Genomic DNA, 12,645 nt, shown 5'->3' with positions numbered 1-12,645 from the left:
ATAAAGCTCAATAATTGATTGAATCCTGATACGGAAGCATAGCGTTCATGACCGTTAAACAGATCCGCGCCTTTCTCGCTGTAGCCCAGAGCCTGAGTTTCGCCGTGGCCTGCGAGCGCCTGCACCTGTCGCAATCGGCCTTGAGCCTGACCATCAAGGCGCTGGAGGAGGGCCTGGGCGGGCGCCTGTTCAGTCGCAATACGCGGAACGTGGCGCTGACCGCCGAAGGCGAATCGCTGCTGCCGCTGGCCCGACGTCTGATCGCCGACTGGGACAACGCCGAAGATGAAATGCGCCAGCGCTTCAGCCTGCAACGCGGGCGGGTGACGCTGGCGGCCATGCCGTCGTTCGCCGGCAACCTGCTGCCGCCGATCCTCAAGACGTTTCGCGCGCGGTATCCGAACGTCAACGTCACGGTCAACGACGTGATCAACGAGCAAGTGCTGGAAATGGTCCGCGACCGGCAAGTGGAACTGGGCGTGGCGTTCGAGCCGATGCAGAACACTTCGCTGACGTTCACCCCGCTGTACATGGACCGTTTTGTCGCGGTGGTGCCGCAGGATTCAGCGCTGGCCGGGCTTAGCGATATCGACTGGCAGACCTTGCTGCAGGAACCGTTCATTACCCTGCAACGGCCGTCGACGGTGCGGGTGATGCTTGAAGAACACTTGCAGGCCCGGGGCATGAAACTGCCGGTGGAGTTTGAAAGCCATCAACTGGCAACGGTCGGGCGTATGGTCGCCAGCGGGCTGGGGGTCAGCGCGGTGCCGGCCTTGTGCGCCGAGCAGATGCTGGAATTGGGCGCCTGTTGCCTGACCTTGAATGACTCGGTGGAGCGGGCGATTGGTGTGTTGACCGAACCGGGCAATGACCTGTCGGCAGCGGCGCAGGCACTGTTCGACATTCTCAAGGCTGAACACTGAACTTGAAACCTCTACCCCTGTAGGCGCTGCCCGCAGAGGATTGGTGCGTTCAGGTGGTCAAGTGTTGCGCCAGCAACGGCAGCAGTTGCTCGCATGACGCCTCGATCTTCAAATCGAGCAAATCATCCGCGCGGGTCTTGCCCAGATTGATCGCCATCAACGGCTTGCCGCGATCGGCGATTACCCGGCACAGACGGAACGCCGAATACGCCATCAGCGACGAGCCCACCACCAGCAAGCCCTCGGCATTTTCCGCTGCGGCCATGGCCCGTGCCGCCGTCGGCTGTGCCACGTTCTCGCCGAAGAACACCACGTCCGGCTTCATCCGTTCGCCTTCGCAATAGGGGCACTGCGGGGTCTGAAAGCGTGCCTCGAACGCCGGGTCGAGCAGCGTATCGCCATCCGGCGCCTGTACCGCATCGACGCCGGCCAGATGCGGATTCTGCTCGACCATGCGTTGCTGAATGTCATCACGCGCGCTGCGCTGACCACAGTCCAGGCACAGCACCCGGTGCAGACTGCCGTGCAGTTCGATCACATCCTGACTGCCGGCCTGATCGTGCAGGGTGTCGACGTTCTGCGTGATCAAGGCGCTGATCCGCCCCTGACGCTGCAGCTCGGCCAGCGCTGTATGCGCCGCGTTGGGTTGCGCCTGACGCACCCGTGGCCAGCCGAGCATGGCCCGCGCCCAGTAACGGCGACGGGACTCGGGCGCAGCGAGAAACTCCTGGTACATCATCGGCTGCCGGCCACGCCGTACACCTTCGCTGTCACGGTAATCCGGGATGCCCGAGGGCGTGCTGATACCGGCGCCGGTCAGCACTACAAAGCCGCCATCAGCCATGGCCTGGTACAGGGTGTCGAGGTGCTCGCGGATCGGGTTGTCGAGCATGGTCAGCACTCCAGAGGCAATGGGGGTGCCAAGCAGATTAGCACCTACCCTGTGGCGAGGGGGCTTGCCACGGGTAGGTGTTCTTTTCTGTCCCGGTGATTCACTTGCGCGCCTCCAGAATCAGATTGAACGGCGTTTGCGTCGCCCGGCGAAAGTGCTTGAACCCGGCCTCGGCAAACACTTTGCGCAAGCGCATTTCACCGGCCTGTGCACCGAGACCGAGGCCGACTTCCTGCGACAGCGAGTTCGGCGTGCAGATAAAGGTCGATGCCGCGTAGAACAACCGGCCGACCGGGTTGATGTTGTCGTCCAGCGTATCGTTGGCAAACGGCTCGACCAACAGCACCGTGCCGTCGTCCTTCAACGACTCGTAGGCATGCCGGGCGGCGCCGACCGGGTCGCCCATGTCGTGCAGGCAGTCGAAATAGCAGATCAGGTCATAGTCGCCGCCGGGGTAGCTTTTGGCGGTGTTCTGGAAGAATTTCGCCCGGCTGCTGACCCCGCCTTCTTCGGCGCGCTGAGTGGCGACGGTGATCGACGGCGCGTGGTAATCGAAGCCGACGAAGCGCGAGTTGGGAAACGCCTGGGCCATGATCACCGTTGAGGCGCCGTGGCCGCAGCCGATGTCGGCGACTTTGGCGCCGTCTTCAAGTTTGGCTACCACGCCGTCCAGCGCCGGCAGCCATTCAGCGATCAAGTGACCTTTGTAGCCGGGGCGAAAGAAACGCTCGGTACCGGTGAACATGCACGGGTGGTGATCGCCCCAGGGCAGGGCGCCGTTGCCGCGCATGGCCTTGACCAGTTTGTCCTTGTCGTGGAAAAACGACGCCACCACGCCGAGCCCGCCGGCCACGTACACCGGAGAGTCTTCGACGGCCAGCGCCAACGCCTGTTCCTCCGGCAGGCGAAACTGGCCATCGTGATGTTCCATGTAGCCGGACGCGGCATGCGCGCTTAGCCATTCGTGTACCAGTCGTGGGTTGCAGGTGGTTTTTTCGGCAAGGGCTTGCGGGGTGATTGGCTGACTGTCGGCCATCGCCCGGTACAGCCCGAGTTCTTCGCCAACGATGACGTTTGCCAGCATCGCGGCACCGCCCATGTCGTTGACCAGTTTGCCCATGAATGCGTTGAGCCTTGATTCGTCCATCATGAGTGCTCCTGATACAGGATCACCGTCCGGTGGCAAAACGTTGTCGAGGCATGGGCCGCAGGGCAGTGGTCACAGAAGTGGGCAGGGCACAGCTGACGTCGTCCTGCATTCCCCCTCGACTGGGTAATAAGTCAGTCTAGTCGGGCTGGGGCGAGATGCAGGCTTTGTGAACACCGCAAACCCAATGTGGGAGCGGGCTTGCTCGCGAAAGCGGTGTGTCAGCCCCCGATGGATTGACTGATCCACCGCCTTCGCGAGCAAGCCCGCTCCCACAGGGGATATGTGGTGCTCCGTCCCGCTGTGCATCGGCAGGCGCTGGCCGCACACATCAATGGCTCACAGGTCGCGCACCATGAGCCATTGGTCGTTGTCCCAAGCGCGGAAGCGCTCCAGCAATGTCCAGCCGCGCTTGGCGTAATAATCCTGTTTGTTCTGCGTGTGCAGATAGAGCCGCGCGAAGCCACGCTGTTTCGCGGCCTGACTGATACCTTCGATCAAACGTTCCGCCAGGCCCTGGCCCCGCGCCTGCGGGCTGACAAACACGCACGCCAGCCACGGGCCGAGATCCGGGCGCAGGGCCAGATCCGCCCGGGCCAGTGCCGCGCCGCCGAGCAGTCGGTCGCCATCCAGCGCAATCAGGCACGGCCAGTCGCCGTTGCTCTGGCCTGCGGCGAACTCGCGTTGCCATTCGGTCAAGGGTTGCTGAGCATATTCGTAGGCGAACTGGCAGTGGATCCACTCGGCGTAGGTGTCGCTGTGCTGCAGGTGATCGACGAGCCATTCGAGGCGCAGGGACATGTCGGGAATCCATTCTCGGAAGACGGGAAGGCATAAGAGCCGATTGCCCCGTGCAATGGCAATCCCGAGAGTGTTTCGAGGGCTTTACAAAATCCCGCCATTCATCGGCCCGGCCCTTGTTTTACCGGCTCTTCGGACGATTGGAGGGGACGCCGACGACCCTCGGCGCGATAGTGGGAAGCAGGGCCACTGCCGGCCCTGTCACCGATAAAAAGACGCGAGGTTGCCATGCCGAAATTCGTGATTGAACGCGAGATTCCAGGGGCCGGGACGCTGTCGGAGCAAGAACTCAAAGCCGTGTCGCAAACCTCCTGCCAGGTGTTGCGCGAACTCGGGCCGCAAGTGCAGTGGTTGCACAGCTATGTCACCGCCGACAAGATCTATTGCGTGTACATCGCGCCTGATGAGGAGCAAGTGCGCGAGCACGCCAGGCTTGGCGGTTTCCCGGCCAACAGTGTGGCGCGGGTGATGACGGTCATCGACCCGACCACGGCTGAATGAGGTCAACCCGACTGTAGCGGAGCGTGATTGATGAGCACCCCCATTGATCTGACGGGCCTCAAGGAGCGCCAGAAAGTTGCCTGGGCCAGCGGCGACTACGCGGTGATCGGCACCACCCTGCAAATCGTCGGCGAACACCTTGCCGAAGCTTGCGACCTGCGCTGCGACGAAGAGGTGCTGGATGTCGCGGCCGGCAATGGCAACGCCACCTTGGCGGCGGCGCGGCGTGGTTGTCTGGTGACGTCCACCGACTATGTGGCGGCGCTGCTGGAACGTGGCCAGGACCGGGCACGGGCCGAGCACCTGGACGTGACCTTTCAGGTTGCCGATGCCGAAGCGTTGCCGTTTGCCGATGAGAGTTACGACGCGGTGCTCTCGACTTTCGGCGTGATGTTTGCCCCGGATCAGGCCGCCGCAGCGGCGGAACTGGCGCGGGTCTGTCGGCGGGGCGGGCGGATTGGCCTGGCGAACTGGACGCCGGAGGGTTTCGTCGGGCAGATGTTCAAGGTGCTCGGTCGCCACGTGCCGCCGCCCGCCGTGGCTTTGCCGCCGTCTAACTGGGGCACCGAAGCCTGGTTGCACAGCCACTTTGGCGACCGTGAGTTCCTGCTGCAGATCACGCGCCGTACCTTCAACTTTCGCTATCGCTCGGCGGCGCACTTCATCGACATTTTCCGCCACTGGTACGGGCCGGTGCACAAGGCGTTCGCGGCGTTGCCACCGGAAAGCGGGCAAGCGCTGGAGAGCGATCTGGCGGATCTGCTCAACCGCTCGAACCGGGCGGGGGAAGGCTCGCTGGTAGTGCCGAGCGAGTATCTGGAGGTGGTCATCACCAGGCGCTGAATGTTCAGAAAAATGACAAACCCCTGTGGGAGCGGGCTTGCGCGCGAAAGCGTCTGTTCAGTCACTAGTTCTTTCCAATGACCCAGCGCATTCGCGAGCAAGCCCGCTCCTGCAGGGGATGGTGTCTGGCTGGACTGGCCTATTTCACCTGCGGCCGATCAAACCATTCCAGCGCCGTGCGCCAGATACAGATGCCCAGAAAGTACGCCGACATCAGCAGCCACAAGCCCATTACCAGCGGATTGATCACCGGGTGGTTGAGCACCAGTGACAGGCTGCACAGCAGCCAGATCGCCGTCACCGCGATGTTGATCGGCATGAACCGGCGTACCCGGAACGGGTGGAGGAATTTCATTCGGGTGACGGTCAGCAGCGCCAGACCGATCACCGTCAACAAGGTGATCCAAGGCCCCGGGCCGATGATGTAAAGGCACAGGGCAACCACGTTCCACGCGGCGGGGAAGCCGACGAAGTAGTTGTCCTTGCTCTTCATGTTGACGTTGCAGAAACAGAACAGCGACGACACCAGAATCAGCGACACGGTCAGCAGCAAGGTGTAGTCGGGCAGGGGAATATAACGGTAGATGAACAGCGCCGGGATGAACACGTAGGTCAGGTAGTCGATCACCAGATCGAGGATCGATCCGTCGAAACTCGGCAGCACCGATTGCACATTGACCTTGCGTGCCAGCGCCCCGTCGAGACCGTCGACGATCAACGCCACGCCCAGCCACATCAGGCAGTGGGTCGGCTGGTTTTCCAGCAGCGCGAGGGTTGCCAGAAATGCAGTGACCACGCCGGTCGCGGTAAAACCATGAGCGCCCCATGCTTTGAGCCTGGCGATGTGTACGGTCGATATCACGGGGGCGTTCTCCAGATAAATGAAGCAAGCCGGTTATCACCCTCGGGCAAAGGGTGCCGGCAAACCGGGTCGGGGTTGCAGCTATCGACCGGTTTGGCCGGGATAAGGTTCACCTCCTTTGAATCTTAGCTGGCCGCACAAAAAATACCTCGGCGAAATCCGCCGTCTGCGACTGGCGTCAGTCAAATGGTGTTGGCGCGATGGCTGTAGCGGTCTATCGTTGCCTGACGCAGTTAACGCCAATGCCTGAGGACGAGATCATGAACACCAGTGATTTGCTCGAACAACTGCTGCGGGGCCAGGCCTCGGCAGGACAATCCAGTGGAGCCTCCGCTGGCGGTGGTCTCGATGGGCTGGGCGGTTTGCTCGGCGGTCTGTTGGGCGGCGGTGCGGGCAGCGGCGCCAACGCGGCGCCATCCGGTGGGCTGGGCGGCCTGGGCGGTTTGCTCGGTGGCCTGCTCGGCGGCGGTAGCGGCGGTGGATTGGGCGGTGCGCTCGGCGGCGCGTTGGGTGGCGGGAGTACGCAAAGCCGTTCCGGCGGCACCAATTATGCGGCGCTGGCGTCGCTGGGGATGATGGCGTTCCAGGCGTATCAGGCCTGGCAACGCAGTCAGGCCTCGGCCGCGCCACAACAGATCCCGCAAACGGCGGATCTGCTGGCCGGGCCAGAGGTCGAGGAACACAGCCATGCGGTACTGCGGGCGCTGATTGCGGCGGCCAAGGCTGACGGGCAGATCGATGACCGCGAACAGCAGATGATCAGTGGTGAAATCAGCAAACACACTGACGATCCGCAATTGCAGCAATGGTTTGATGCCGAAGTGTCGAAACCACTGGATGCGAGCGAAGTCGCGCAGGCTGCCAAAGGTGACCCGGCCATGGCTGCCGAGATGTATCTGGTCAGTGTGATCCTGGTGGATGACCAGCAGGACGCCGAGCGCAGCTATCTGGATGAACTGGCGGCTGCCTTGGGGATCGATCCGGATTTGCAGGTGCATCTTGAACAACAGGCCAAAGGTCCGGCCTGACCTCGAAAAACTTTGAAAGTACGAGCCTCGGGCGTTCCATCCGTCCGGGGCTTTTTTACGTCGATTGAATTTTTCCGGCGGCGCGTCGCTCTTCTGCATAACAGAGCCACACTGCGACCGGTGCGCCATGAACAGGAACCTCGACGACTACAACCGCATGCGCGATTTCTCGGCGACGTCAGAGCCCGCCGCCGTCAAGCGCCGTGGCCGCAACAAGACCACTGAGCATGCCCTGCAGTTCTGCATCCAGAAGCACGACGCTTCGCACCTGCATTACGACTTCCGCTTGGAGCTCGATGGCGCGCTCAAGAGCTGGGCGGTGCCCAAGGGGCCGTCGCTCGACCCCAAGGTCAAGCGCCTGGCAGTGCATGTCGAGGACCATCCGCTGGATTACGCGACGTTCGAGGGCAGTATTCCCGAGGGGCATTACGGCGCTGGCGATGTGATCGTCTGGGATCGCGGCGTGTGGATCCCCCTGGAAGATCCGGCCAAGGCCTACGCCAAGGGCAAACTCAAGTTCGAGCTGCAGGGCGAGAAGTTGTCCGGTATCTGGAATCTGGTGCGCACGCACATGCCGGGCAAGAAGGAAAACTGGTTCCTGATCAAGCATCAGGACAGCGCCGCCCGCCCGCAAGACGACTACGACGTGCTCAGCGCAGAGCCGGACAGTGTGCTCAGCGAGCGGACCCTGATCAGCAAACCGAGGCTCGCCGCCGAGCAAGCCAAACCGCTGAAAAAAGCCCCGGCCAAACCGCGCAAGGCAGCGTCCGGAACGCTCACCGGTGCGCGCAAGGCCAAGCTTGCGGCACAACTCAAGCCGCAACTGGCGACCCTGGTCGACAGCGCACCCGAAGGGCAGTGGAGTTACGAGATCAAGTTCGACGGTTACCGGATCATGGCCCGCATCGATCACGGCGAGGTGCAGCTGTTCACCCGCAACGGCCACGACTGGACCCACAAACTGCCGCAACAGGCGCAGGCGCTAGCCGCGCTGGGGCTGGAGTCGGCGTGGCTGGACGGCGAAATGGTGGTGGCCGACGAGCAAGGCGTGCCGGACTTTCAGGCGCTGCAAAACGCCTTCGAAGCCGGGCGCAGCGGCCACATTGTCTATTACCTGTTCGACTTGCCGTATCTCAACGGCGTCGACCTGCGCGAAGTGCCGGTCGAGGAGCGTCGCGCGGCGCTGTCCACGGTGTTGGGTGCGCACGAGCAGCCCCTGCTGCGCTTTTCCGAAGCCTTCGACGAAGCCCCGGACGCGCTGCTCAACAGCGCCTGCCAGATGCAGATGGAAGGGTTGATCGGCAAACGCCTCGGCTCACCTTATGTGTCGCGGCGCAGCAGCGACTGGATCAAGCTCAAGTGCAAACATCGGCAGGAGTTCGTGATCGTCGGCTACACCGATCCGAAAGGCGCGCGCAGTGCTTTCGGGGCGCTGTTGTTGGGTTTGCATGATCGCGACAGCGGTGAGTTGCGCTATGCCGGCAAGGTCGGCACCGGGTTTAACGACGCCACGCTGAAAAGCATCCTCGCCCAACTCAAGCCGTTGCAGGTGAAGAAGGCGCCGGTGGTCAATCCGCCAAGTGGCTTCGAGGCCAAAGGCGTGCACTGGCTCAAGCCGAACCTGCTGGCGGAAGTGGCGTTCGCCGAAATGACCAAGGAAGGCTCGGTGCGTCACGCCGTGTTCCATGGTCTGCGCAATGACAAACCGGCCAAAGCGATAACCGAGGAGCGCGCGAAAACCGTGAAGACGCCAGCCAAAGCCAGCTCATCAAAAAAAGCCGCTGCATCAACGAAAGCCGCAGCGTCGAAGACATCCGACGCTGCGCCGTCGCAGCTTGGCCTCGCCAGCGGCAAGGTGCGCATCACCCACCCCGACCGGGTGATCGATGCGGTCAGCGGCACCACCAAGATGCAACTGGCCGAGTATTACGCCAGCGTCGCCGAGTGGATCCTGCCGCAACTCAAGGACCGTCCGGTGGCATTGGTGCGGGCGCCGGACGGCATCGCCGGCGAACTGTTCTTCCAGAAAAACGCCGAGCGCCTGGCGATTCCCGGCATCACCACGCTGGACAAGGACGTCACCGGCCAGCCGGTAATGCTGATCAACAACGCCGAAGCGTTGATCGGCGCGGTGCAGATGAGTACGGTCGAGTTGCACACCTGGAATGCCACGACAGTCGATCTGGACACGCCAGATCGCTTTGTCCTCGACCTTGACCCGGACCCTGCGCTGCCGTGGAAAAGCATGGTCGAGGCCACCGCACTGACCCTGACCGTGCTCGATGAACTGGGGCTCAAGGCGTTTCTCAAGACCAGCGGCGGCAAGGGTATTCACCTGGTGGTGCCGTTGACCCGCAAGCATGGCTGGGATGAGGTCAAAGACTTCAGCCATGCGATCGTCAGTCACATGGCGAAGCTTTTGCCAGAGCGGTTTTCCGCAGTGTCCGGGCCGAAAAATCGCGTAGGGCGGATCTTCATCGATTACCTGCGCAACGGCTTGGGCGCCACTACCATTTGTGCCTACGCGGCGCGCACCCGCGAAGGGTTGCCGGTATCGGTGCCGTTGTTTCGCGAAGAGGTGGCCGAGATCAAGGGCGGCAATCAGTGGAACATCAGCAACGTCCATGAGCGCCTGAACGAGGTCGGCGATGCGCCGTGGGCTGACCTGAAGAAAACCCGCCAGAGCATCACCGCCGAGATGCGCAAGCGGGTCGGTATGAAAAAGTGATCAGGTGTCGCGCAGCAAGTCGTGTGCGTTGAGCAGTTCGAAGGCGATTTCGGGGTGGTTGGTCAGGCCCCGGCGAATGGCTGCCGGAATCGACTTGCGTGTCTTGCGGCACAGTCCCGGCAGCGCCTCGATCTGTATGTCGATACCGAGCATCGTGCGCACTTCATGAAAGCCCGGTGAGACTTCCACCCGTACGCCCAATTGCTCGTACATGCGGTTTTGCAGATGCCGCAGGTCGGCAAGATCCTTGAGTTGTTCCAGGCGAGCGAGGAGGATTTTTTCCTGCTCGCGGGTCAGCCGCAGGATGCGCAGATCCGTGCCGGGCGTCTCCAGCAATGATTCGCGCCCGCAATCGCAGGCGCCGGGCGGGCAAGGTGAGCGCAAAGGCACAACGGGCGCAAGAGTCGTCATGGCCTCCATCATAGAGGCCGTCGGACAGTTTTGCCTATGTGCCTTCAGCTGCCATCCATCGGCCGCGTTATCCCTGGCAGCTACTGATTCAGACCTTCGTAATGCACCAGAATCGCATTGGCGAGGTCTTCATCGCTGGCGTTCAGACCAGGGTTGTCGTGGCGTACCTGTTGCAACACCGACTCAAGATAAACCCCACGGATGGCCCCGCCGCTGGCGACAAACGCTGACAGGTCGTCGCGTGCCGGAATCACCATTTTGTGATCCTTGAAGGTCGAGTACAGCGAGGCGGAAACACCCGCCGAGGTAGCGACGTCTCCGGCATCGACACGAGCCAGAGCCGAGCCGACAGGGAGGCACAGCAGGAGAGAAGAAACGAGCACTAACTTGCGCATGACGGTGTTCCTCCACAAGCGCGAAGCAAAAAGGAAGGACTACATAATCTCAGAGGTGAACCGCTTGCCGGAGTTCCATTCGCACGCACGGATACTTGCTGAAACGCTCTGGGGCGGCGCATTCGCGCAAATAGGCTTAACTGAAATCCTGACAGGCGCATTCCAGCGAGCCTCAGGGAGGAACCCACGGTGTCGATCAAATTGCGTTTGCGGTTGCTGATTGCAACCAGCCTGCTGACGGCGCTGATCGTGAGTCTGGTCAGCTATGTGGGGAATATGCGCATGTCCGGCGCGGTGGACGACAATGCGGTGAGCATGACCGCGCTGCGCAATCACATGGAAGCCGACATGATGCACGACGCGCTGCGCGCCGACGTGTATTCGGCGATGCTGGTGGGCCTGGGCAAAAGCACCGGCACGGCGGCCGAGGTGCGGGATTCGATCAACGAGCACGCGACGCACTTTCGCGAGGTGCTGGAGGCAAACCTCAAACTGCCGGTCAACCCGACGATCAAGGCTGCGCTGGAACACATCAAGCCCAGCCTGGACACCTACATCGAGGCGGCCGAGCGCATCGTCGGCCTCGCACTGGACAACCCGGACAGTGCCCAGCGGGAACTAGGCACTTTCAATGCCGCGTTCAGTCAACTCGAAGCGCAGATGGCCGGGCTCAGCGAACTGATCGAAAGCAATACCCGCGACACCCGTCACGCCACTGAAAGCGCCATTCGCAACGCCAAGATCGCCCTCGGTGCGGTGTTGCTCGCCAGCCTGTTGCTGTTGTTGGCGCAAGGGCGCTGGGTGACCCGCAGCATCATGGGGCCGCTGAAGTCCGCTAACCACATCGCTCAAAGCATTGCCCATGGCAACCTCAGCGAAGCGATCAGCGAACCCGCCGGCAAGGACGAGGCCAGCACGCTGATCCGCAGCCTGGCGACCATGCAGCGCGATCTGCGCGACATGATCGACGTGGTGCGACGCAACGCCCATGGCGTCAGCGGCATGAGCGAGCAGTTGAGCCACGGCTGCCATCAGGTGGCCGACAGCAGTCAGCAGCAAAGCGCTGCCGCCGGCACCATGGCCGCTGCCGCCAGCCAGATGACTGCCAGCATCGAGGACATCACCCGCCACGCCGAACGTGCGCTGGGCATGGCCAATCAGGCCGAGTCGCTGGCCAAGAGTGGCGGACAGGTGATCCATCAGGTGGTCAGCGACATGGACGACATCGCCCGCTCGGCGCAGCAGTCGGCGCAGGTCATCCGCACGCTGGATCAGGAATCCGAAGGCATCTTCAACATCATTCAGGTGATCAAGAGCATTGCCGATCAGACCAACCTGCTGGCGCTCAACGCGGCCATCGAAGCGGCGCGGGCCGGTGAGCAGGGCAGGGGCTTTGCGGTGGTGGCCGACGAGGTACGCAGCCTGGCTGCGCGCACCAGCGCTTCAACCCAGGAAATCGCCGCCATGGTCGCGCGCATCCAGCACAGCACCCGCGAGGCGGTCAGCAGCATGGAGGCGGGTGTGGCGCAGGTCGACAAGGGCATGGCGGTCACGGCCGAAGTCGAACGGGCGATTCGCGAAATCCTCGACGCTACCCTCAGCACCACGCAACTGGTCAACGACATCACCCGCACCATCGGCGAGCAGAGCCAGGCCAGCAACGAAATAGCCCATCAGGTGGAAATGATCGCCGGGATGTCGGAGGGCAACAGCAAGGTGATCGGGCAGACGGCCAATACGACGGATGAGTTGTCGAGTCTGGCGGGGGCACTGGCGTTGTCGGTGGATCGGTTTCGCTTGTAGTGGGGAGTGTTTGAACTATCGCCATCGCGCGCAGGCGAAGGCCTGCAGGGGTTGGCAGTGTTATGCAGGCGTGAGCCTGCTCGCGATGGGGCCAGCCCGGGCACCACAGCTTTCGGGGTCATGTTCAGCCCGGATTGGCCGATAACGCCCAGAGCGGAAAAAGACTCTCAAGTCGGGAACAGACGCGCGGGTTTGCCCTGACGTGATATTCTTCGCGCCAACTTGGTTTGACCTTATTCAGTTTGCTTGCCGTTTGGCAGGCTGACGGAATCCCTGTCGCTCAAGTAGCTGAAGCCAATAATGATAAAAAG

Annotated in this window: 12 protein-coding genes and 1 pseudogene; 7 read left to right on the top strand and 6 right to left on the bottom strand. The window is 62.3% G+C overall.

The genetic code is table 11. The annotated features are described in order from the left end of the window. Window positions 1–47: 47 nt before the first annotated feature. A complete protein-coding gene (locus tag AC1UK9_RS17285) occupies window positions 48–923 on the top strand; it encodes a LysR family transcriptional regulator (protein WP_025111275.1) in 876 nt (291 codons plus the stop codon). Window positions 924–972: 49 nt separating this feature from the next. Here the strand turns inward: AC1UK9_RS17285 and AC1UK9_RS17280 are convergent, their stop codons facing one another. The 3 genes from AC1UK9_RS17280 to AC1UK9_RS17270 form a co-directional block, all read right to left on the bottom strand. After that, window positions 973–1,815 (bottom strand): NAD-dependent protein deacetylase, encoded by an 843-nt coding sequence (locus AC1UK9_RS17280; RefSeq protein WP_482578105.1) that lies wholly within the window; start codon window positions 1,813–1,815, stop codon window positions 973–975. A 100-nt stretch (window positions 1,816–1,915) separates the two neighbouring features. Then, a complete protein-coding gene (locus AC1UK9_RS17275) occupies window positions 1,916–2,962 on the bottom strand; it encodes a class I SAM-dependent methyltransferase (RefSeq protein WP_482580485.1) in 1,047 nt (348 codons plus the stop codon). A gap of 339 nt (window positions 2,963–3,301) precedes the next feature. Beyond that, window positions 3,302–3,763 (bottom strand): GNAT family N-acetyltransferase, encoded by a 462-nt coding sequence (locus AC1UK9_RS17270; protein WP_482578104.1) that lies wholly within the window; start codon window positions 3,761–3,763, stop codon window positions 3,302–3,304. A 228-nt stretch (window positions 3,764–3,991) separates the two neighbouring features. On the opposite strand from AC1UK9_RS17270, the gene AC1UK9_RS17265 reads away from it, so the two are divergent. Further along, window positions 3,992–4,264 carry a DUF4242 domain-containing protein gene (locus AC1UK9_RS17265; RefSeq protein WP_025111280.1) on the top strand — a complete coding sequence of 91 codons (273 nt, stop codon included), beginning with the start codon at window positions 3,992–3,994 and terminating at the stop codon, window positions 4,262–4,264. Window positions 4,265–4,294: 30 nt separating this feature from the next. Further along, window positions 4,295–5,107, top strand: coding sequence for a class I SAM-dependent methyltransferase (locus AC1UK9_RS17260; protein WP_025111281.1), 813 nt, complete (start codon window positions 4,295–4,297; stop codon window positions 5,105–5,107). Between the two features lie 139 nt (window positions 5,108–5,246). Here AC1UK9_RS17260 and pcsA read toward each other — a convergent pair whose 3' ends face one another. Beyond that, entirely contained in the window at window positions 5,247–5,969 is a 723-nt protein-coding gene (pcsA, locus tag AC1UK9_RS17255; RefSeq protein ID WP_025111282.1) for a phosphatidylcholine synthase, read from the bottom strand. A gap of 260 nt (window positions 5,970–6,229) precedes the next feature. Here pcsA and AC1UK9_RS17250 point away from each other — a divergent pair, with 260 nt between their 5' ends. Both AC1UK9_RS17250 and ligD read left to right on the top strand, forming a co-directional pair. Beyond that, window positions 6,230–6,997, top strand: coding sequence for a tellurite resistance TerB family protein (locus tag AC1UK9_RS17250; protein WP_482578103.1), 768 nt, complete (start codon window positions 6,230–6,232; stop codon window positions 6,995–6,997). A gap of 127 nt (window positions 6,998–7,124) precedes the next feature. Continuing rightward, the gene (gene ligD / locus AC1UK9_RS17245) at window positions 7,125–9,725 is read left to right on the top strand and encodes a DNA ligase D (RefSeq protein ID WP_482578102.1); all 2,601 of its coding nucleotides are present in this window, start codon (window positions 7,125–7,127) and stop codon (window positions 9,723–9,725) included. Here ligD and AC1UK9_RS17240 read toward each other — a convergent pair whose 3' ends face one another. Then, entirely contained in the window at window positions 9,726–10,148 is a 423-nt protein-coding gene (locus tag AC1UK9_RS17240; protein ID WP_473012933.1) for a hypothetical protein, read from the bottom strand. A gap of 68 nt (window positions 10,149–10,216) precedes the next feature. Then, window positions 10,217–10,531 (bottom strand): DUF2388 domain-containing protein, encoded by a 315-nt coding sequence (locus tag AC1UK9_RS17235; RefSeq protein WP_025111286.1) that lies wholly within the window; start codon window positions 10,529–10,531, stop codon window positions 10,217–10,219. 276 nt (window positions 10,532–10,807) lie between these two features. Between AC1UK9_RS17235 and AC1UK9_RS17230 the strand changes: the two are divergent. Beyond that, window positions 10,808–11,431: pseudogene (locus tag AC1UK9_RS17230) on the top strand (methyl-accepting chemotaxis protein); the annotation flags it as partial. Window positions 11,432–11,470: 39 nt separating this feature from the next. Continuing rightward, the gene (locus AC1UK9_RS17225; protein WP_482580484.1) at window positions 11,471–12,334 is read left to right on the top strand and encodes a methyl-accepting chemotaxis protein; all 864 of its coding nucleotides are present in this window, start codon (window positions 11,471–11,473) and stop codon (window positions 12,332–12,334) included. Window positions 12,335–12,645: the final 311 nt, after the last annotated feature.

The organism is Pseudomonas sp. AK-TSAG1-1, assembly GCF_056821665.1.
The sequence above is the reverse complement of the archived record's forward strand: the minus strand, read 5'-3'. Positions and strand labels throughout refer to the sequence as shown.